A 21,703-nucleotide genomic window follows, 5' to 3' on the forward strand; every position below is an offset into this window, starting at 1 on the left:
GTCATTAAAAACGTAATGGCAAGGTGTGAGGAGATTCTTCACTAGCGCCATTTCTTGCTCCAAAAACTACAACTCAACTGGATGCATTCCTTTGCTATAGCGCTAGTGCTCACCGTAACTAACAGTGATAACAGTCACTAATTTTTGGGGATTACCCTGTGGAACGACGTCAGCAATTCTTTCACTCTCCGCTGCCTTACCTATTTTTGGCGCCTCAGATACTCATCATTGCGGTTTTCTTTATCTACCCAGCTGCAAAGGCAGTTTACCTGTCCTTCATGCTAGAAGACCCTTGGGGCACCTCTTCCATCTTCGTGTGGTTCGAAAACTATCAGATGCTATTCGAATCGAGCGAGTATCTGAACTCAATTGGTTTCACCTTGATGTTCGCAATCGTGGTCTCTTTCTTATCGCTTGCCTTAGCGCTGCTGCTCGCCGTAAAAGCCGACAACATCATTCACGGACAAGGGGCTTACAAGGTCACTCTCACTTGGGTTTACGCGGTTGCTCCTGCGATTGCAGGCGTCATCGGTGCTTTCTTGTTTAACCCACACATTGGCGTGTTTACCGAGATATTTGCGGTTATAGGCTGGGATTTTAGCTTCCAAACCGACCCTTTGGATGCCACGTTTGCTCTGATTCTGGTTTCAGTGTGGAAACAGGTTTCGGTGAATTTCATCTACTTTCTGGCTGGGCTTCAATCGATCTCTTACGCCGTAAAAGAAGCGGCGATGCTCGATTGCGTCAGCGACTCAAAACGTTTCTGGACCATTACTTTCCCGCTACTCGCACCTACAGGCTTCTTTCTTCTGGTCATCAACCTCACCTACTCGTTCTTCGAAACCTTTGGCGTGATCGACACCATGACCAATGGCGGCCCGGGTGGCAGCACAACGTCGTTGGTGTACAAGGTGTATCGAGACGGGTTTGTTGGCGCAGATTTAGGCGGCAGCTCTGCGCAGTCAGTTGTGTTGTTGCTACTGGTGCTCACTCTTACATTTATCCAGTTTCGCGTTGTAGAAAAACGTGTTCATTACTAGCCCACGACAGCTAGGTTTTAACGCGGCAGGAGTTATTTATGAAAAGTAATAAGGTCTCTGACCACCTAATTTTAATTACTGGGATGCTGTTCATGTTGGTCCCTATTTGGCTAATCTTCGCCAGCTCGACGCATAACCCAAACACCATTGTCAGCGAAGGCCTGCAATGGCTTCCAGGCGATAACTTTACGGCCATTTATAGCGAAGCTTGGAACAAAAGCATGGGCTTCAGTGGCGAAGTCACCGCCAGCAAAATGATCGCCAACTCAATGATTATGGGGCTAGGTTTTGCGATCGGTAAGATCATCATTTCGATGATGGCTGCGTATGCTTTGGTCTACTTCAGGTTGCCTTATGCTACAGCTTGGTTCTGGTTGATCTTCGTGACGCTTTTGCTGCCATTAGAAGTGCGCATTATCCCTTCCTATGAAGTTGTCTCTGGGCTTGGGCTTCTTAATAGCTACACAGGTTTAATTCTGCCTTTGATCGCCTCAGCCACCGCGACGTTCTTTTTTAGGCAGTTCTTTAAAACCATCCCCGATGAATTGTTAGAAGCCGCACAGTTAGATAACGCAGGTCCGTTTCGATTCTTTGTCGACATCTTATTGCCACTGTCTAAAACCATGATTGCCGCAATCTTCATCATCATGTTTGTGGTGGGTTGGAACCAATATCTGTGGCCAATCATGATGACCACGGACGAAGGCTACAACACCATCGTGATGGGCATCAAACAAGTACTCAACAACATCAATGAAACCAGTTTACCGCGCTACGACTATGTTTTTGCCATGGTGATTTTAGCTATGTTGCCACCCGTTTTAGTGGTGGTTGTATTTCAGCGTTGGTTTGTAAAAGGGCTAGTAGAAAGTGAAAAATAATAACGACACAACTCAAATGAACGATAACCGCATTCAATCACTCGCTGAGTACAAGATGTCTCACCCGGCTTCTCCGCAAAAATCAGAGGACACCCCAATGCCAAAGTTAAAACAAACGTTAGGGCACACCCAAGCCACTCACAACCATACGCACAAAGCACCTACCATGTTAGGCATCAAAAACTTGGTAAAGACTTATGAGAACGGTCATCGTGCAGTGAAAGATGTCTCGCTTGAGATCGAAAAGGGTGAATTTCTTGTATTGGTTGGCCCATCGGGCTGCGGCAAGTCTTCTATCCTACGTTCAATTGCGGGGTTGGAAAGCATCTCTGGCGGTGAGATTCACTTGGGTGGCCGCCGTGTTGATAACGAAAAGCCAGCTCAACGTGATATCGCAATGGTCTTTCAAAATTACGCACTCTACCCTCACATGACGGTGTACAAAAACCTCGCTTATGGTTTAAAGAACCGAGGTGTCAGCCAACACGTAATTGAAGAGAAGATTGAGAAAGTCGCCAAGACACTAAAGATCGAAGAATACCTAGACCGCAAGCCAGCCAAGCTTTCGGGTGGTCAGCGCCAGCGTGTTGCCATGGGGCGAGCGATTGTACGCGACCCTCAACTGTTCTTGTTTGATGAGCCTTTGTCTAACCTAGATGCCTCATTACGCGCTCACATGAGATTAGAAATCAAAAAGCTACAACGCGAGCTAGGCGTAACCAGTGTTTACGTGACTCATGACCAAGTTGAAGCCATGACACTGGCAGATAGAATTGTGGTTCTCAACAAAGGTCAGGTAGAACAAGTCGGCACACCAAGAGAAGTCTACCACCAGCCTGCCAGCACCTTTGTGGCAAGCTTCATTGGTAGCCCCGCGATGAACTTCCTAACTGCCACGCTCGATGATGGCTATCTTGAAATCGGTGATCAACAAATGTACCTGCCAGAGTACGCGCACGTTAAGGACGCGACTATCACGCTTGGCATTCGCCCTGAACACTCTGAGGTTTGTTCCGAATTAAAGATGAACACCTTGCCTCTCGAACTGCGTATCAGTGTGGTTGAGCCATTGGGGCCGAATCAATTGGTTCATGGCCTTGTGAACGACCAACCCTTTATCGCCGTCACGCCAGAAACGACACTATGCCAAGTACTGCCGCTCGGACTAAGCATTGATAAATCCAACCTGCATATTTTTGACAGTCGTGGGAAGCGTATTCAGCCGAATAACTTTACTTCACAAGAGTCACGCGAAGAGGCGACAAGCATAACGACGGCTCTCGCTTAATCGAGTACACTGATATTTAATGCGTTTTTACGGTGCGTCTTTAAGAAGGATTAATTATGTCGTCTATCATCGTAGGTCATCGGGGTGTAGCAGGTACTCACCCAGAAAATACCAAAGCAAGCATTGAACAAGCCGCTAAACTCGGCTTGAAATGGATTGAAGTAGATATTCAGCCAACTCAGGATGATCAACTTGTGGTTTGTCACGACCACACCCTTGAGCGCTGCAGCGATGGCAAGGGTCGTGTCGACGAACATACCCTTGCAGAACTGCGTCAGCTCGATTTTGGCAGTTGGAAGTCTGAGCAGTTCGCTGGTGAAAGAATATTGACGTTGGAAGAGTTGCTCGCGCTTGTTGAGCAGCATGATCTCAGCGTGAATTTAGAGATCAAAGTCGACAGTCGACATCAAGCGCCTCATGTCGTTGATTTGCTGCATACCGAGTTGATTCGTTCAAATTTAGACACCGACAGAGTGCTGCTTTCAAGTTTCAGCCATCAAGTCGTTTCTGAAATGGCTCGTCACCTGCCGAGATACCGCGTAGGTGTTATCACAGAGCAACTGACTCAAGCCGACTTGATGTTGATTGACGAGGTTAAAGCGTTCAGCTGTCACATGAACTACGAGCATGTGAATCAGAGCGATCTTGATACACTCAGTGAAGCAAACATTCAAACTTGGTGCTACACAGTAAACGATCCGTCTCACTTCAAATTCATCTCAAAAGTAGATGCCGTATTCACTGATTTTCCGAATCAATTTATCCCTACAAATTGACCAGGCAAATACTACAAAAATAACCCCGAGAGACTTTAAAATTAACTCTCGGGAAACCTTAAAATTAGGTAGCAAACACAAGTGAGTAGGAGTACATTCCGCTACTCACTTGGTTTCATTAGCTCGCTCTATACAGACAGCTTCATTGGTTACTTAATTTATGGATCTCATTTTTAGTCCAACCTTCCCAATTTTGGGTGCAATCTTCATTTTCGCCGCTATTGTTCGTGGCTTCTCAGGTTTCGGTTTCACCTTAGTGGCATTGCCATTAAGTGCGTTATTCGTGCCTGTTATCGAACTGGTTCCTGTCTTCATGTTGATCGACCTATTAGGCAATGTTCAATTACTGCCTAAAGTTCGAAAGCATGTTAACTGGTGCTGGGTTTTAAAGGTATTTATCCCTTGTTTTGCCTTCACACCAGTCGGCTTACTTCTGCTTAAATCCGTTAGCCAAGACACGATCATCTTGATCATCAGTGCCTTCATTTTTGCGTCTGCACTTATGATATACAAAGGTTTCCAGTACAAAAGCGAACCTAGATTTGCTCCCTATATTCTAGGCAGCCTTGCGGGTGTAATGAACGGCGCGGCTTCGATGTCAGGGCCTCCAATTGGCACTCATGCATTGGCAAGCCCAGTTGCTCCGCACATTGCCAGAGCTGGCTTGATAGCCTTCTTTGTCTTGGCGGATTCCACTGCATTTATTTCGGCATCTATCGCTGGGTTAGTCGACCGTGATGTCGTTTGGCTGACTCTCGCGCTTCTACCAAGCAGCATGCTTGGCGGTTATGTGGGTTCTAAACTGTTCGAGAGATTTGGTGGAGCGAAGTTTAAGCCAGTCACCATTGCATTGCTGATTGTGATTGCAATATTCAGTGCAGGTCGAGTCTTACTGTAACTGGCTTTAGCGGTTAATTTTGGACGTTGCTTTTACGAATTGGTTTCGCTAATTGATTGCGCTAATTGACTGCAGAAAGTGCTTAAGAAAACTGGGTACCAATGACTACCATTCAATATGGATAGGGGTACCCATTTTTACAAGCTGGAGAAACTCATCCATATCTTGATTGGTTAACGCGATACAGCCATCCGTCCAATCAAAGCTTTGAATAAAGCTCGGCGAACGACGCTCGCCGTTTTTGATGCCGTGAATTTTGATGTTCCCTCCAGGAACCACATCATTTTGCTCTGCCCATTGCATATCCGAAGGTTGCGGATAATTAATATGTACTGAGCGATAAAAGTCCGACTCTTCCATCACATAATCGAGCTGGTACTCCCCTTCAGGCGTTCGGTTGTCCCCTTCAAAGCGTTTATGCCCTTTCGGTTGTTTGCCTAGCGCAATACGAAACTCCTGAATCACCTCTTCACCTTTTAGCAGATACATCCTACGTTTCGATTTATCGACTTTAACTAAAGTAACCACTTGCGCCAGCGAATCTATCTCAGAAGCGCTATCCGGTACGTTGTAAAACTGTCGAGAGGAACTTTCAGGCGGGCGCTTCGATGAGCCTTGAGAAAGCTGAGCCACCTTTTCATCAGAGCGACTGTTAAGAACATCATCCACAATAATCACATGCTCTGAGTTTGAGCTGGTGGAAGAGGTTGAGTTAGATGAAGACGTTGAGACACGTTGAGAATGAGCCGGGGCAGACTCGAATACGATGGTTTCGATAGCGGTTGCGTCAGAGACTATTTTCTCGACCACGACCTGCTCAGCATTCGCGTTCGAAGCCATCAACAGTAAACACAGTGATAAAGGCAAAAGCAGACGCACCTTTAGATCTCCTCAAAACGCATGGACATGGTTCGTGACTGAGTTTCCATTCCTAACGACTCATAGAAACCCTGAGCTTGTTGATTAAACTCCATCACCTCTAACCTAAGTTCTATCGCCCCTCTCGCCTGCGCCCATTGATTAAACGACTTCATTAACGCTCGACCAGCACCTTTGCTCTGAACCTGATCGTTCACCACAATCGTATTCACCCTTGCCACCTTGTGTGGCTGAATAAAACTGACGCCTTTGTTCTGCGTTACCTTACCCGCTAAAAAGCCAACGACTTGCTTGTCGTCTACTGCAACCAAGAAAGCGCCAAGTGGGTCAAGCATCAAACCTAACCAATACTCTTCACTGTCGGCCAAGCCTTGTGACGCTGGCGCAAATACCATAGGTGCACCAAGATGATGTTGACGGTTTATCTGCTCAGAGAGCGCTAAGATCGCGTTAATATCAGTTACCTTGGCCGTCCGGATTTGCATATCATCACCTTGTTTGAATTCAATAACACCTTAGCAAAAATGGCTTAGTTGTGCACCGTTACACTGGTCAACTCAGACGCTCTGTGAAGGCTGATCATTAATATTAGGCACTATGTTTAGGGAAATTGTTCCGTAAATCTCAGGCACATTGCCAGCCGTTGAGTGCTACTATCTCTGCAGAATCAATATACTAACGACGACTAACGACTGGATACCTATATGATTAAGTTCGCTGTAATTGGAACCAATTGGATTACACAAAAGTTTGTTCAAGCTGCTCACGAATCTCAATCGATGCAACTTGCTGCGGTTTACTCTCGAAATCTAGGGAGCGCAGCACAGTTCGCCCAAGAATTTGACGTTGAAACAACGTATGACTCTCTAGACGCATTGGCCAATGACAGCACTGTAGAAGCCGTGTACATCGCTTCACCGAACTCACTGCATTGCGAGCAATCTATCTTCATGATGGAACACGGAAAGCATGTTATCTGTGAAAAGCCGGTTGCATCAAATATTGATGAAGCAACACGCATGTTCGAAGTCGCAGAGAAAAACGGTGTGGTGCTGTTTGAGGCGTATAAATCTCAATTCCTACCGAACTTTAAGCAAGTTCAACTTGGGTTAGAAAAGATTGGCAAGGTACATAAGGCACACATCAACTACTGCCAGTATTCATCGCGCTACCAAAAGTACCTAAACGGCGAGAACCCAAACACCTTCAACCCAGCTTTTTCTAACGGCTCATTGGTCGATATTGGCTTTTACTGTGTTGCCGCGACGGTCGCGCTATTTGGCAAACCTGAAAATGCACAGGCTTCTGCAAAGCTACTTGATTCAGGTGTCGATGCGCATGGCTGTGCGATCTTCCAGTATCCTGAGTTTGACGTAACGCTTGCTCACTCTAAAGTCAGCGACTCTTATGCGCCAAGCGAGATCCAAGGTGAATTAGGGGCGATCATCATCGATCACATCGCTGAATGTACTGACGTTAAGATCCGCTACCGCGATGGCACGGTAGAAAACCTTACTCAAGCACAAAGCGAAAACTCCATGAGTTACGAAGCGCAGGCCTTTGCTAGCTGCATTGCTGGCGACAACGCAACACAAGCGCAGGCCCAACTGCGCGCTTTAACGGTTGCTAAGTTAATTACAGAGATGCGCCAACAAGTTGGTGTCGTTTATCCAGCGGATAAATAACGTCACAGCGTAAGTTAACAAACTGATTTTTAAGACATACTGATTTATACATAACTAAATTTAATCTTTACGACAAATAACTGGATTAGTTGATTGGGGTGCCATCTGTTTAAATCCGCGTTCGATATCTATCGTATTTATTTAATTTATTGAAGGTGTGTAAAGTGTTTTCAGTTGATGATCGCGTTGTAGCAACAAAAGGTGTTGAACTAGGTGAAATGGTAGTAACTGGCCTAAGTGCTGGTGGCGGCTACGTTCACGTTACAACGGTAGAAGGCGCAATGACGCTTACTTACCCAGCGCAAGATCTTAAAAAAGCATAGTTTAACCACTCTGCCCTTTTAGTAGTCACTCTACTAAAGGTAACAAAATTGAGGCTTTGGCTGACTTCACTCTTCTGCATTAGAGTGAGCAGCCAGAGCCTTTTTTATGCCCGTCATTTACCCACCAGCTTTCTCATTCGCTTACTCGTTACAATAAAACCGCAGTCAACTGACAATAGAATTAGGCAACGACTTTCTACATTCAGTACTTATTCCCATCGTTCTCTTGATATCCCCGAGCACTTAATCGCAGTGAATAGTTCTTGTTAACAAAGGCTTATTGTCTGCGAAAGTTTCTGGTACATTAGCATCATCTTATACTAAGAAAGACCCGAACGAGGGAAGCTATGAAGCTTTACATTTACGACCACTGCCCTTTCTGTGCAAGAGTCTCCTACATTGCTCAATCGCTAGGCTTGAACATTGAGCTTGTTTCTGTCGATTATGATGATGCCCAAACCCTTATCGATCTGATCGGTAAAAAGATGGTACCCATCTTACAAAAAGACGACGGTTCTATCATGGCTGAGAGCCTAGATATCATCGCGTACTTCCTGGACTTGAAATCAAGCGATGAACAGCGTGTGCCATCAGAGCAAGTGACGGCGTTCCAAACTCGCGCATTCCCTCTTACTCAACAGATTGGACGCCCACGTTGGTGGAACCTCGACTTGGCTGAATATCGCTCTGCTGGAGCTAAAGAAGCTTGGCGTGCCAGTAAAGAGACCGAAGGTTTTAACTTTGAAGAGCTGTTAGAAAAGACGCCTCAGTTCGTTCAACTGATTAACCCATTACTGAAAGATGCCGAGCTATTACTGGATCTAGAGAATGGTGAGTCATCACTACCTCTAATCGATCAAGCGGTGTATTTCTCGATGCTTCGTGGCTTTTGCGTAGAACCAAGCATCAGCTGGCCACCAGCACTTGAACGCTGGTTAGAAAAGAAAAGCGAAACGCTAAAGCTGTCTTTACTTCGCTAGAAAGCTATCTCTGATTAAGAAAGCAAACTTTGATTAAGAAAACAAGCTCTGATTCGCAAGCGACTACAACGAGCACAAACAAAAAATCGAAGCTCTCAGGTGTAAACTGCGAGCTTCGATTTTCTTTTATCTGGCCATTCTATTTCTCTAAGGCTTTGTCTTACAGCAGACGCCTTCTCAAACCTGTTCGCTCCAAGATTCGTGTCGAAATTTCTTCAACCGATAGTGAAGAGGTGTTGATGTAAGGTATCGCTTCTCGACGGAACATCGCCTCTACCGTTTGCAATTCATACAAACATTGTGAGTCACTGGCGTATTCGCTGCCTGCTAAACGGTTCTCACGAATTTCAGTGAGCCTTTCTGCATCAATGGTCAAACCAAACAGCTTATGTCGGTAGATCTCAAACTCTGGCAACAGCTTTAAGCGTGCCAAGTCATCGTGGATAAATGGGTAGTTTGCTACGCGTAAGCCAAACTGCATCGCCATATACAAACTTGTTGGTGTTTTGCCACTTCGAGAAACACCCAACAAGATGATATCGGCTTCTTCCAGCCCTTTTAGCGTGATGCCATCATCATGCGCGAGCGTGTACTCAATCGCAGCAATACGGTCGAAATACTTCACCGAATCCTTGTTTACACTGCGTGAACGCTGCAACTTAGGAACAGGCGCCATCTGAATGTCATCCTGTACTTTCTGCACGATGCTCTCTAACACGTCATAACAGTGCGCGGGCGCTTCTAGCAATTTGGTTTTGATATCAGGTATCACAATCGAAAAGAACACTAGCGGTTCTAATCCGGTATCACGATACGAAATTTCAATCTCTTTTAATAAATCAGAAAGTTTGTCCTCACTTTCCACAAACGGAAAGGTTTTTTCATTGGCTTTGAAAGGGAATTGACCTAGAACAACATGCCCTAAAGTCTCACATGTTATGGCCGTTCCATCAGAAACATAGAATACATCACGACTTTGGATATCAATTTGCATTTTTTATTTAATGTTTAAAATTATTTTGAGTAGGATGGGAACCATAATATATATAACGAAACCCTGCTGACTATTACGTCCCCCACAGCTTTAGAAAATAATTTACATTTTTTTAAACTGATACGTAATCGTTTGCCTTTAATTCCCTACAATGCTTGCTATGTTTCTGGAGAAATAAATGCAAAATAATACCCTATGGTTCAATGGCCTATCCATGGAAGATGTCGACAAAGTCGGCGGTAAGAACGCTTCACTGGGCGAGATGGTTTCTAACCTGTCCAATGCTGGTGTTTCTGTACCTAATGGTTTTGCTACCACCTCTTATGCGTTTAACGACTTTCTTGATTACAAAGGTCTTGATGAGCGCATTCACCAACTACTTGATGAACTTGATGTTGAAGACGTTGACGCACTGCGTAAGACAGGTGCAACGATTCGACAATGGGTTCTAGATGCACCCTTCCCAGAATCACTAGAGCAAGATATCCGTGAGAACTACCGTGAGCTAATTGAAGACAACGAAGAATTGTCTGTAGCGGTTCGTTCATCGGCAACCGCAGAAGATCTTCCAGATGCTTCTTTCGCAGGCCAGCAAGAAACCTTCCTTAACGTGAAAGGCATAGATGCTGTACTCGAAGCAACTAAGCACGTTTACGCTTCACTCTTTAACGATCGCGCTATCTCTTACCGTGTACACCAAGGCTTTGACCACCGTGGTATTTCACTGTCTGCGGGTATCCAACGCATGGTTCGTTCAGACAAAGCCTCTTCAGGTGTGATGTTCACGCTTGATACTGAGTCTGGCTTCGACCAAGTGGTATTCATCACCTCTTCTTGGGGCTTGGGTGAAATGGTTGTACAAGGTGCTGTGAACCCAGACGAGTTCTACGTTCACAAGCCAATGTTAGAAGCGGGTCACTACCCAATCGTTAAAAAGACGTTTGGTTCTAAGTTGATCAAGATGATCTACTCGACCAATCAAGAGATCGGTAAGCAAGTTGATATTATCGACACTGACACTCAAGAGCGTAACGAGTTCTCACTCAACGATGAAGAGATCAAAGAGTTAGCAAAACAAGCGATGATCATCGAGAAGCACTACCAACGTCCAATGGACATTGAGTGGGCGAAAGATGGCATCGACGGCAAGCTTTACATCGTTCAGGCTCGCCCAGAAACCGTATGTTCTCAAAGCGACCAAAACGTTATCGAGCGTTACGAGTTAAATAACAAGGCGGACGTCTTGGTTGAAGGTCGTGCTATCGGTCAACGCATCGGTTCTGGCCCAGTTCGCTTGGTTGATTCACTAGACCAAATGTCACTGGTTCAAGAAGGCGACGTATTGGTAACAGACATGACAGACCCAGATTGGGAACCTGTTATGAAAAAAGCGTCTGCGATTGTCACTAACCGTGGCGGCCGTACTTGCCACGCTGCAATCATCGCTCGTGAGCTTGGTATCCCAGCAATTGTTGGTTGTGGTACAGCAACAAGCAGCCTAAAGGATGGCGATACCGTGACAGTGTCATGTTCAGAAGGCGAAACAGGCTACGTTTACAACGGCGAACTCGACTTTGAAATCAAACGTTCTGAGGTTGATGAGCTACCAATGCTGCCAACCAAAGTCATGATGAACGTGGGTAACCCAGATCGCGCCTTCGACTTCGCGCAGATTCCAAACGAAGGTGTTGGCCTTGCTCGTCTTGAATTCATCATCAACAAGATGATCGGTATTCACCCTAAAGCGCTGCTTAACTTCGATGCGCAAACGGATGAGCTAAAAGCGGAAATCAACGAACGTATTCGCGGCTACAAAGATCCTATCGATTTCTACGTAAGCAAATTAACAGAAGGCATCGCGACTATCGCTTCTGCATTCTGGCCTAAGCGTGTGATCGTACGTATGTCTGACTTTAAGTCGAACGAATACAGCAACCTTGTAGGTGGCAAAACGTTTGAACCACATGAAGAGAACCCAATGCTGGGCTTCCGTGGCGCATCTCGTTACATCTCGCCAGTATTCGAAGACTGTTTCGAGCTAGAAACTCAAGCAATCAAACGTGTTCGTAATGAGATGGGTCTTAAGAACGTTGAAATTATGATTCCATTCGTTCGTACACCAAGTGAAGCGGCATCGGTTATCGACATTCTGGCTAAGTTCGACCTACGCCGTGGCGACCAAGGTCTGAAAGTCATCATGATGTGTGAGCTACCATCGAATGCAATCTTGGCTGATGAGTTCTTGAAGTACTTCGATGGCTTCTCTATTGGTTCAAACGACATGACACAACTGACACTTGGCCTCGACCGAGATTCAGGTGACGTTGCACACCTCTTCGATGAGCGTAACCCAGCCGTGAAAGCAATGCTGAAAATGGCGATCGATGCAGCAACCAAAGCGGGTAAGTACGTGGGTATTTGTGGCCAAGGCCCATCTGACCATGACGACCTAGCAGAGTGGTTAATGGAGCAAGGCATCAGCTCAGTTTCACTAAACCCAGATACGGTTATCGACACGTGGTTGAAGCTAGGTAACGTAGCGAATAAATAACGCTTAGCCACCCAAATAGAAACACCGAAAAGTAAAATCAACAAAGCCAGTCATTGCGACTGGCTTTTTCTTTATTGGCTGTTGTTTCTAGTTTCTAGCTTGCTCAGCCACAGACATTACTTGTCAGCAAGTAGTTTAGCTGCTGAACGCATTAGTGCTGGGCCTTTGTTCTCACCAAAACCTGAGTGGTATGGGTTGGTTGAGAACATCACACCCACAAAGTCACGTGCAGGATCGATGTAAATAAATTGGCCTAGGTTGCCACTTTTCGACATTGCACCGTCATTGAAAATGAAATCAAATTGGTATGCGTTGTAGTCTGCTTTTTCGTTGTATGCGTGCAGGGAACTGCTCTCTTTGCTAGTACCTACGAATGCTTTTGGATCACCGCCGTTGCGGATACGATCAATCACAGCTTGTGAAACCACTGGCTCATCGGCCACCGCTTTCCAGCTAGGTGTAAATAGTGTTCCCCAGCGAGCCATGTCTTCTACCGTTGATGAAACCAAGCCAACCGCGATCGCCATGCCATCTGGCGTCAAGTTGAATTGCATTGGTTGACGTGCGTGCACTTTTGACCAAACACGATCTTCGAATACTTGAGTCCAAGTTTTGTTTTCAACGTTTTCAACTAACTTAGTCAGCACCATGGTGTTGATAGATGCGTAACGGAAATGGTCACCGGCTTTTTCACCTTCCAGTTTCTGTGCACCTTGAGCCACTTCCATCCAAGTTTCCATTTCACCCGTTTTTGCACGAGGTGAGTTGAACGATGCAGCAAAGAAACGCACCACATCAGAGTCTGGGTTCAAGATAGACTCTAATGTCTCTTCATTATCTAGCGCGGTCGACATGTTCAGAACTTGGTGTACTGTGATGCCATCCCAGTTCGTTCCTTTCAATTCAGAAACATACTCAGCGATCTCTTTTTCAGGGTCGACTTTGCCCTCTTCCACTAACATTGCGATCACTGTGCCAACCGTCGTTTTTGCTGTAGATGCCCAAACGTGCGTATCTGTCGGCTTCATACCTGGGTAAGCTTCGTAAACGATCTCCCCTTTGTGAATCAACATAAAGCCTTGGGTACGGAACTGTTCATCCGCCAAGTACTCATCCATTGTCAACTGACCTTTGCTTTCAGTATTAACTTTGAGTGCAGCGAGTCGTGGGTCGATATTTTTGACTAAAGGCTTGTACTCTTCGTTTGGAGCCGCCAGTGCCGTTGGTAGAAACTCACTCATGTGCATGTTGTAGTAAACGCTGTGGTCGCCGCCCATCTGCCAATGAAAGTTATTGAATAACTCACGAGCTGAGTCAGTAAAACTTGGGGTAAATGCTGTGCTCGCCTCTTTCACGGTCAAGGTAACTTGAGCACCTTCAACTTTTAGAGCTTCTTCAACTGGGTTTGCTGCAAGAGCAAATGATGATGCGGTCGCTAACGATACTAGAACGGCAATATGTTTAAGTTTCATAATTGTTCTCCTGTTTGGGTTAGGAGAAGTATAGGGAGATGCGCTACACTTAATTAGGTCACTTGGTGACATTTAATGGTAGGCACAAAACAATGAAAGCATCATCGAACACCACCAGCATACTGCTCACTTCGACCAGTAACATTGCTCCATATATTCAGTATTGTGACAAACATAGACTGGATTGGCGCACCGTCGCCGTTGCGTGCGGTCTACCTATTGAGCTGACACAATCCAATCAATGGCTTCCTACACAAGACGTAATTCGCTTCATTCATGGCCTTGAGCGTAAGTTTGGCTATTCGATAGGGATTGAGGTTGGACGTAAAGCCTCTCTAGAACAATTGTCACCTGAGCTAAACCGAAAAATTGAACAATGCACGTCACTAGAGCAAGCGGTACGTTGCTTGATTACTGAAATATCGACCTTAAGTAATCACGTCACCATATGGACGGAAAAAAGCGATGGATTGTGGTGGCTGTGTCATCGAAGTTGCTATCACCCATCGACCTCAGGTTTTGAACAAGCCGAATGGTTTCGCGCCCTGACCGTGATTAGCCTCTGTCGTAAGTTCATTGACAGTCGCTGGCAACCATCACACGCCAAGTTGGTCTCTAAGCACAACAGCGCACGTAAATTACCTAAGCATTTCTTTGATTCTGATATTCAGTTTGAACAGCAATACGGTGCGTTCTCGATTCCGCTGCCCGATGATTATAGGGCCATTTCAGAACGAAATAGTACCCAAGATTGGCATCACGCCGTCGAGATATTAATAGACACCTATGCGACTCTACCTTGGTTCAATATTGAGTGGTTTGCGACCATGCTCGGTATGACAAAACGAACGCTGCAGAGAAACCTAAAGAGCAAAAACATTCTCTTTAAAGAAGCCAAAGAACAGGTTCGAGAAGCCAAAGCAAAACAGCTACTCGAACAGACAGACCTTTCTGTTCAAGACATCAGTTGGCAAGTGGGTTACAGCGACTTAAGTAATTTCAATCGCGCATTCAAAGGTTGGGTTGGAATCACTGCACCGAGCTATCGAAGCAATAAAAGAGATTATTAAAAACCGAGGCTCAAAAACCCAAAAGTCCGGTCAAGTAACCGGACTCATAGTAGCTCTCAATACCAGTTGACTACTCTAATAAAGCTCTGGCGTTATCACCTTGCTCATAGATATAGAGGCTGACACGAGACAATATCGCTATCTCTTCTAAGCTGACTTGAAGTGAGTTCTGCCCCCTTCCAAGGTTCGCTCTCAAGCGATCAACCAACTGCTGTACAGCCATCAAATCATCTCTCGCTTTAGGTACTCGAGTGTTCATAAAGTTGAACCATTTTTCACTCATATTACGACTTATCTTGGCAAGCACCTCAGTATTGGTAATGGTGAATGCCTTATCAAGATTGCCTCCATCTCGAAGGATGTCATAGATGATGTGACCGTTCTTTTTCGCCACCATCATATTCTTGGTATTGAGCTGCAATTCACCGATATGTCCGTTGGCCATTTTTAAGAAGAACTTAATGTCTTTGTAACCGGCGTCTGTTGCTCCGCAGTTGAATTTTGCATTGTCGCCTTGGCTTGTACCGTAGCGATCTTTCATCGCAGACTGGTGGTGTTTTAGCTCAATAAACTCTTTGGTCAAAATGATCATCGCCTTGGCTACGATCATATCGTCCATATTCTCGAATACGATGGTCATACGAGCGGCATCTTTGAGATCGCCAATATCGTAGTGACGTTTTCGATTGGTAATTTTATCCAGCGCGCCGTGGAAATCTTTTACGCCTAGATAAGCACCCGGAGGCTGTTTGAGTGTGCCGTTACATACTGAAGCGACTTTAACAGCAAACTCTCTGAGCGCTTCTTGCGCCTCAACCGTTTCCATAAACATCATGAACAGCTGCTTTTTCTTGAGCGTGGCATTCGCGACCTGATTTCGAGAACCAAAATCTAGGTTACCGCTCCCTAACTTCTGACTCGATGATTCATCCAAGTAATTATGAATTTTCTCTTTCTGAGTCATGATGTCGAGAATGACCTGATCTTGCTGCTTATTGGCGTCATTCATGTAATCGAAGTTTTCGACTTTCTGTTTTAGAGCTTGTAACTTCTGTTGGTAATCTTTGACATTAACCAAACGAAAACCCTGAGACATAATCCCTTGCTGGTTTATCTTCGCCAGAACCTTGGCTTTATTCTTTCTCACTTGTTCTTGGCTGATCTGAATTTCTTCTGTCCCTGGCATATTTTGGCTCCCTCTCCAATATGCATTTAAAAATGTGCTTGCTGACTCGCAATTCCTTTTCTCTCCAACGATATTAGTTTATGGGTTTGATAATTACATTAGCCAACTTCGATAAGTCTATAAAATAAATAAGGTTTGAGAGGTGCTTCCATAAAGTCACAGTGCAGAATGCACCGAACCTACTGAAAACACGCATAGGTAATATGTTTAGATCGGGTAACATTTATTGGTATCGAGCTGACGTTACGTTATCCTTTACGCAATTCTTCATTGAGTGGATTGTCACTACGACAAACCTACCTTCAAGACTGATAAGAGTGTTATGAATTCTACGACCGCAACTCCCTCGCCTTCTCTTGGCCGACAACTCTATACAATGACATGGCCAATGCTGTTTGGGGTGCTCTCCCTGATGAGCTTCCAGCTTGTAGACAGTGCTTTTATTGGCCAGCTAGGCGTGCTGCCGCTCGCGGTTCAAGGTTTCACGCTACCAATTCAGATGATCATTATCGGCATTCAGGTCGGGCTAGGGATTGCGACAACAGCTGTGATCGCGAGAGCGATTGGCGCCAACGAGACACGCTACGCCAAACAGCTCGGTGGGTTAGTGGTTGCGATGGGCAGTGTGAGTGTTGCGCTGTTCTCCGTCATCATCTACCTACTTCGTAGTCCTATTTTACAACTCCTGGATGCGCCACCGACGGTATTGCCGATCATTGATTCTTACTGGATATATTGGCTTGTAAGCTCTTGGACAGGCGCACTGCTCTACTTTTTCTACAGTGTGTGTCGTGCCAATGGTAATACCATGCTGCCCGGTTCGATGATGATCGCCACCAGTATCATCAACTTGATATTGGACCCGATTTTCATCTTCACGCTCGACATGGGTATCAACGGAGCCGCGATTGCGACCATCTTAGCGTTCGGTGCCGGTATTTTTATCGTTGCTCCTAAGGTGACTAAGAAGCATTGGATGACATTCGACTGGCACGATCTTGATATCGGCAAGAGTATTCGTTCTATAGGAAACATCATGGGGCCTGCGATGATCAGTCAACTGCTGCCACCAGTATCTTCGATGCTCGCCACCAAACTGCTTGCTGGCTACGGTACTGCAGCCGTTGCGGCTTGGGCGCTAGGTTCACGTTTTGAATTCTTTTCGATTGTTGCAGTGCTTGCTCTTACTATGTCGATGCCACCTATGATTGGCCGAATGTTGGGAGAAAAGAACCTAGAAAACATACGCAAGCTCGTCAAGATTGCCGTGATGTTCGTATTAGGGTTCCAATTGGTGATCGCACTAGTAACTTGGGTGTTCTCTGGCGGGTTGGCAAATCTCATGACCAGCGAAGACGAAGTCTCGACCATTTTGAACTACCACTTACTTATCGTTCCTATCAGTTTAGGGCCTTTGGGCATCTGTATGCTGATGGTTTCTATCTCTAATGCGCTTGGCAAGTCTTATACTGCCTTGACGATATCAGCACTGCGCCTGTTTGCTTTCTTCTTACCTTGTTTATGGGTTGGTTCGCAGCTTGCTGGCATTGAAGGCCTATTCTGGGGTGCCATGGTAGGTAATGTACTTGCCGGCACTTGTGCATGGTTTATGTACCAGCGAGCACTTGGGCAAGTCGAAGCTAAGCTAGCCAAATAGCTAATTGAACAGCTAGAGCGTTACGAACGAAAAAGCAGCCACTTAGGCTGCTTTTTCGTTTTAAGATTTAAAGGATATCGAGTTTAAACTTGCTCAAAGTGACTCAAAAATTCGCCGCAGTCTTTTTGGAAAAGTGGCAAAGCCTCAGCGAGTTTTTCATCATCCCAATGCCACCATTCAAGGCTTTCTAAGCGCTCGGCATAACTAGGGTCGTCAAACCGAGGGCGCAGCACTTTGGCAGGGTTACCAACCACAATCGAGTATGGCGGTACGTCCTTGGTCACCACGCTACCCGCGCCAACGATAGAACCATTGCCAATCGTAATACCCGGAAGAACAATCACGCCGTGACCAATCCACACATCGTGTCCAACGTGCACTTTGTCTTCCTCACGCCACGAGAACACCTCATCGTCCAAGGAAGTAGGATCTTCACCTAGCTGATACTTGCCAGGGCGATAAGTGAAATGATGCAACGTTGGACGCCACCACGGATGATTGCTCGGGTTTAAGCGAACCGCCGCAGCGATGGACGTGAATTTACCAATCTCGGTAAACATCAAATTACAGTCGTTTTGGATATAACTGTAGTCTCCGACTTGTACGTTATTTAGCACGCAACGGTCAGCTATTTCAGTCCAACGCCCTAGTTCAACATTGTGCAGTTTACTACTTTCAGCAACGCTAGGTTCACTGTTTAAGGTAGGGGAAAGTGGTTGGCTCATAGGGTTATCTCCTCGCCATCGTTGAGAATGCGCAGTCGCTCTGAAAAGGCTTGTGGATGTTGCTCAGCCCAGCCAAGCATGTGGTGGCTGACGTGAATCAAGCCCAGATTTGTGGGGCGACAGGTTTCATCGATGTCTAAAATATGGTGGAAGTCGTTGTGGTTTAGGCTAGCTTGAGGGTCTTCAATTGGCGGGTAATTACAATCGGTAATTAACCAATCAACGGGAAACTCCTTCAACCAACGCTCAGTTTGTTTTGGCAGCCCTACCGTGTCGGTTAAATAAGCGAAGCGCTTGCCATCAAATTCAAAGCAATAACCAAGACAAAGTTTAGAGTGATTGAGTGGCACAGGCGTGATGGTGATTCCCTGCCAATCAAATGATTTAAATGCTTGTGCTCGCAGGGAAAAGTCCAAGATACCTGGGTGTTTATAAAGATCGTCGCAGCCAAGCGGGTCATCCGGTGAAATCACCGAGATCTTATCGCCAGCGCCCCAGCGAAGATCAAACAAACTATGGACATGATCCATGTGGTAATGAGTCAATAAGATCTTGTTTATCGAGCCCGCAGGAAAACGGCACATAAGATCAGGAGCATTGGCATCCAGTAGTAAAAACTTACCATTATGTTCAAGGTAAGCCGATGACTTTTCACGCCTCAAATTTGAGTCTTCGCGGGCAGCACTACACACCGAACAATCACACCCATAAACCGGTACCATCGCACTGTTGGCTGTACCTAACATGGTTAGCTTCATGCGACACCACCTATGGGTTCTGCGAGCCTTTCAGCTTGTTCTTTTAAACGGGCAAACTGCGCAATGCTTTGTTCAAGGGTACCGCTATTATCAATACACAGCGTATTATTGAGAGCCGATGAGCCTGATGCTGAATCGATACAATAGTCTGCCGCACGTTGTAAGCGAAGGGCTATCTGCGCTTCACTCTCTCGTCCTCGAGCTCGCAAGCGTGCTTCTAACACCTCGGGGTTAACGCTCACCACAACGGGGACTAATCGTTCGCCAAACAACTCTCTTGCCGCATCCAAATACGCACGTGAGCCATTAACCACGACACTCAAGCCGGCATCCATCCACTGATACACTTCTTGGCCAATGCCATAACTCATGCCGTGCGCTTGCCAACTCATCGCGAACATATTGCGTGAATAGCGAATGAAGAATTCATCATCACTGAGCTCTACGTGGTTTTCGCCACCAGCATCGGCCGCACGTGTGATGTAGCGATGAGCGACCACCAAGTCTTTAACAAACTGCTCTCTTAGCGCTGAGATAATTGAATCTTTCCCCGCACCAGAAGGGCCAATTACGTAATAAAGCTGACCCGGTTTGTCAGCTTTAGGGGCAGCGTTCACCACCCCATTCACATCAAATGAGTAACCTTTAGACATGGATTAGAATACCTTCTTGCCTTCACGCCACACACGAGATACCAGCTGGTGATCATCCAAACGATGCGCTAGCACCAAGTCAGCACGCTTACCTTCTGCGATGACACCACGGTCCGTTAAGCCAAGAGCTTGTGCTGGGTTCAATGTCGCCAATTGCACCGCCTGTGCTACATCGAGGTTATTGCGCTCATCATTCACTAGCGTAAATACCGCGTCTAACAAGCTCACTGGGTAGTAATCAGAAGACAAAATATCCAACACGCCCAATGATGCCAGTTCATGCGCTGCGACGTTACCCGAGTGCGAACCGCCACGAATTACGTTTGGCGCACCCATCATTACCTTCAAGCCCAATTCGTGAGAACGCTTTGCCGCTTCAACTGTGGTTGGAAACTCTGCGATAACCATGCCCAACTCTTTAGATTCCGTCACATGCGCGCTAGTTGCATCGTCATGGCTTGCGGTTGGAATGTTCAAATCACGACACTGACGGGTGATCTCATCACGGTTCTGTTTCGACCAACGCTGTGATTGAGCAACCTGGTCTTTTTCGTAGGCCGCCATTTCAGCATCCGTCATGTTGTACTTGCCCTGATAGTAAGTACGGTACTTATCAATGTTCACAAATTGACGCTGACCCGGTGCGTGATCCATCAAAGATACTAACTGTACTTCTGGCATATTCACGTAACGCTCAAACAAACCAACGGTGGTCGAGTGCGGCACTTCACAACGCAAGTGAATACGGTGCTCGGCACGGGTTAAACCACGTTTCTGGCTCTCGGCTACGGTATTAATAAACTGGTCGAGATTCTCTTGGCGATTGCCATCTCGGTAGTCACCTAAAGCAACCGCATCAAGCACCGTGGTGATGCCCGATCCAATCAGCTGAGTATCATGCGCGCTCATTGCCGAAAGCGGTGGCCAGTTTACCTTTGGTCTTGGCGTGAAGTACTTCTCTAGATTGTCGGTATGCAGCTCAATTAAACCCGGCATCAAGAAGCCATTCTCACCATCAAAGGCACCCGGAAGCTGGCTTGTCGAGTCAGACATGTTGGCGATCACGCCGTCTCGCAACTCAACCGAGCCACGCACTACTTCATTTTCAAGCACCAGATTTACGTTGGTAATAATCATTTGCGTCAGCTCCCTTTACGCACACGCTATGGTGAGTTGTTTTGGTGAAATGTCTTTTTGCAGCTTCACGTCATACAGGCGGTCAGCGACCAAATCTCGTGTTGCTTCGTCATGGAAGATGCCGATGATTGCAGCGCCGCTCGCTTTGGCTTCTTCAATCAAACTCACGACCACCGCACTGTTGGTTGCATCAAGCGAAGCCGTTGGCTCATCAAGCAGTAGGATTGGATAATCAACAATAAAACCACGTGCGATGTTTACACGCTGCTGTTCACCACCAGAAAAGGTGGCAGGCGCTAAGTGCCACAAATGCTCAGGTACGTTTAAGCGAGTCAGCAGTAACTTAGCTCTCTCTTGTGCTTCTTGCGCGCAGCCACCCATTTCCAACATAGGTTGCATCACCACTTCCAGTGCACTGATACGTGGAATCACACGTAAGAACTGACTCACCCAACCTATGGTGTGCTTGCGCACGTTGATGATTTCTCTTGGGGTTGCCTTCGCAAGGTCGAGCGTACTGCCTTGGTGTACAACGTTAATTGAGCCAGAGTCCACTAGGTAGTTGGCATAAAGCGCACGTAACAGAGTTGATTTACCAGAACCTGAGTGACCGTGCAGAACCACACATTCACCACTGTCTACTGAGAAGTTCGCGCCAGTGAGAACTGGCAGTTCAACACCATTTTGATTGTGCAGCACAAAGGTTTTGCTGACGTTGTTTACGGTTAATTTGGTATTCATGTCATCGTC

General features: G+C 46.2%; 21 protein-coding genes. 11 read left to right on the plus strand and 10 right to left on the minus strand.

Annotated features, from left to right (window positions below; genetic code table 11):
* The first annotated feature begins 158 nt into the window (after window positions 1-158).
* From MSG34_RS16805 to MSG34_RS16825, 5 genes are all read left to right on the plus strand, one after another.
* Window positions 159-1,040 (plus strand): ABC transporter permease subunit, encoded by an 882-nt coding sequence (locus MSG34_RS16805; protein ID WP_086967552.1) that lies wholly within the window; start codon window positions 159-161, stop codon window positions 1,038-1,040.
* A 38-nt stretch (window positions 1,041-1,078) separates the two neighbouring features.
* The gene (gene ugpE, locus MSG34_RS16810; protein WP_248338652.1) at window positions 1,079-1,921 is read left to right on the plus strand and encodes a sn-glycerol-3-phosphate ABC transporter permease UgpE; all 843 of its coding nucleotides are present in this window, start codon (window positions 1,079-1,081) and stop codon (window positions 1,919-1,921) included.
* Window positions 1,911-3,209: a sn-glycerol-3-phosphate ABC transporter ATP-binding protein UgpC gene (gene ugpC, locus MSG34_RS16815; protein WP_248338654.1), complete on the plus strand. Its 1,299-nt coding sequence runs from the start codon at window positions 1,911-1,913 to the stop codon at window positions 3,207-3,209. The genes ugpE and ugpC overlap by 11 nt, the downstream gene beginning before the upstream one ends.
* 56 nt (window positions 3,210-3,265) lie before the next feature.
* Window positions 3,266-3,985: a glycerophosphodiester phosphodiesterase family protein gene (locus tag MSG34_RS16820; RefSeq protein ID WP_248338656.1), complete on the plus strand. Its 720-nt coding sequence runs from the start codon at window positions 3,266-3,268 to the stop codon at window positions 3,983-3,985.
* Between the two features lie 160 nt (window positions 3,986-4,145).
* Window positions 4,146-4,883, plus strand: a complete 738-nt coding sequence (locus MSG34_RS16825; RefSeq protein WP_248338658.1) for a sulfite exporter TauE/SafE family protein — start codon at window positions 4,146-4,148, stop codon at window positions 4,881-4,883.
* 105 nt (window positions 4,884-4,988) lie between these two features.
* Here the strand turns inward: MSG34_RS16825 and MSG34_RS16830 are convergent, their stop codons facing one another.
* Window positions 4,989-5,762, minus strand: a complete 774-nt coding sequence (locus MSG34_RS16830) for a L,D-transpeptidase family protein (RefSeq protein ID WP_248338660.1) — start codon at window positions 5,760-5,762, stop codon at window positions 4,989-4,991.
* 2 nt (window positions 5,763-5,764) lie between these two features.
* On the minus strand, window positions 5,765-6,247 hold the full coding sequence (locus MSG34_RS16835) for a GNAT family N-acetyltransferase (RefSeq protein WP_017064907.1): 483 nt from the start codon (window positions 6,245-6,247) through the stop codon (window positions 5,765-5,767).
* Window positions 6,248-6,466: 219 nt separating this feature from the next.
* Between MSG34_RS16835 and MSG34_RS16840 the strand changes: the two genes are divergently transcribed.
* From MSG34_RS16840 to grxB, 3 genes are all read left to right on the plus strand, one after another.
* On the plus strand, window positions 6,467-7,447 hold the full coding sequence (locus MSG34_RS16840) for a Gfo/Idh/MocA family oxidoreductase (RefSeq protein ID WP_048609035.1): 981 nt from the start codon (window positions 6,467-6,469) through the stop codon (window positions 7,445-7,447).
* Window positions 7,448-7,611: 164 nt separating this feature from the next.
* The gene (locus MSG34_RS16845; protein WP_004733064.1) at window positions 7,612-7,770 is read left to right on the plus strand and encodes a hypothetical protein; all 159 of its coding nucleotides are present in this window, start codon (window positions 7,612-7,614) and stop codon (window positions 7,768-7,770) included.
* Between the two features lie 347 nt (window positions 7,771-8,117).
* Entirely contained in the window at window positions 8,118-8,750 is a 633-nt protein-coding gene (grxB, locus tag MSG34_RS16850; protein WP_248338662.1) for a glutaredoxin 2, read from the plus strand.
* Between the two features lie 160 nt (window positions 8,751-8,910).
* Here grxB and MSG34_RS16855 read toward each other — a convergent pair whose 3' ends face one another.
* Window positions 8,911-9,744, minus strand: coding sequence for a pyruvate, water dikinase regulatory protein (locus tag MSG34_RS16855; RefSeq protein ID WP_017060559.1), 834 nt, complete (start codon window positions 9,742-9,744; stop codon window positions 8,911-8,913).
* Between the two features lie 178 nt (window positions 9,745-9,922).
* Here MSG34_RS16855 and ppsA point away from each other — a divergent pair, with 178 nt between their 5' ends.
* A complete protein-coding gene (gene ppsA, locus MSG34_RS16860; protein WP_248338664.1) occupies window positions 9,923-12,295 on the plus strand; it encodes a phosphoenolpyruvate synthase in 2,373 nt (790 codons plus the stop codon).
* Window positions 12,296-12,411: 116 nt separating this feature from the next.
* On the opposite strand, the gene MSG34_RS16865 is transcribed toward ppsA, so the two are convergent.
* The gene (locus MSG34_RS16865) at window positions 12,412-13,767 is read right to left on the minus strand and encodes a serine hydrolase domain-containing protein (RefSeq protein ID WP_248338666.1); all 1,356 of its coding nucleotides are present in this window, start codon (window positions 13,765-13,767) and stop codon (window positions 12,412-12,414) included.
* A gap of 92 nt (window positions 13,768-13,859) precedes the next feature.
* Between MSG34_RS16865 and MSG34_RS16870 the strand changes: the two genes are divergently transcribed.
* On the plus strand, window positions 13,860-14,837 hold the full coding sequence (locus MSG34_RS16870) for an AraC family transcriptional regulator (RefSeq protein WP_248338668.1): 978 nt from the start codon (window positions 13,860-13,862) through the stop codon (window positions 14,835-14,837).
* A gap of 70 nt (window positions 14,838-14,907) precedes the next feature.
* On the opposite strand, the gene MSG34_RS16875 is transcribed toward MSG34_RS16870, so the two are convergent.
* On the minus strand, window positions 14,908-16,023 hold the full coding sequence (locus tag MSG34_RS16875) for a hypothetical protein (protein ID WP_248338669.1): 1,116 nt from the start codon (window positions 16,021-16,023) through the stop codon (window positions 14,908-14,910).
* 322 nt (window positions 16,024-16,345) lie between these two features.
* On the opposite strand from MSG34_RS16875, the gene MSG34_RS16880 reads away from it, so the two are divergent.
* Window positions 16,346-17,680, plus strand: coding sequence for an MATE family efflux transporter (locus MSG34_RS16880; RefSeq protein ID WP_061038534.1), 1,335 nt, complete (start codon window positions 16,346-16,348; stop codon window positions 17,678-17,680).
* A gap of 83 nt (window positions 17,681-17,763) precedes the next feature.
* Here MSG34_RS16880 and MSG34_RS16885 read toward each other — a convergent pair whose 3' ends face one another.
* Genes MSG34_RS16885 through phnL form a run of 5 tightly spaced genes read right to left on the minus strand, consistent with a single transcriptional unit; the run spans window position 17,764 to window position 21,694 of the window.
* Window positions 17,764-18,405 carry a DapH/DapD/GlmU-related protein gene (locus tag MSG34_RS16885; protein ID WP_050649756.1) on the minus strand — a complete coding sequence of 214 codons (642 nt, stop codon included), beginning with the start codon at window positions 18,403-18,405 and terminating at the stop codon, window positions 17,764-17,766.
* Window positions 18,402-19,163, minus strand: coding sequence for a phosphonate metabolism protein PhnP (gene phnP, locus MSG34_RS16890; protein ID WP_248338671.1), 762 nt, complete (start codon window positions 19,161-19,163; stop codon window positions 18,402-18,404). The genes MSG34_RS16885 and phnP overlap by 4 nt, the downstream gene beginning before the upstream one ends.
* Window positions 19,160-19,816, minus strand: a complete 657-nt coding sequence (gene phnN, locus MSG34_RS16895) for a ribose 1,5-bisphosphokinase (RefSeq protein ID WP_248338673.1) — start codon at window positions 19,814-19,816, stop codon at window positions 19,160-19,162. Before phnN ends, phnP begins: the two co-directional genes overlap by 4 nt.
* Window positions 19,817-19,819: 3 nt before the next feature.
* Window positions 19,820-20,953: an alpha-D-ribose 1-methylphosphonate 5-triphosphate diphosphatase gene (gene phnM / locus MSG34_RS16900; RefSeq protein ID WP_061038548.1), complete on the minus strand. Its 1,134-nt coding sequence runs from the start codon at window positions 20,951-20,953 to the stop codon at window positions 19,820-19,822.
* Window positions 20,954-20,968: 15 nt separating this feature from the next.
* Window positions 20,969-21,694 (minus strand): phosphonate C-P lyase system protein PhnL, encoded by a 726-nt coding sequence (gene phnL / locus MSG34_RS16905; RefSeq protein WP_248338675.1) that lies wholly within the window; start codon window positions 21,692-21,694, stop codon window positions 20,969-20,971.
* Window positions 21,695-21,703: the final 9 nt, after the last annotated feature.

The sequence above is a fragment of the Vibrio sp. 1CM2L genome (genome assembly GCF_023161695.1).
Lineage (GTDB): Bacteria > Pseudomonadota > Gammaproteobacteria > Enterobacterales > Vibrionaceae > Vibrio > Vibrio coralliirubri.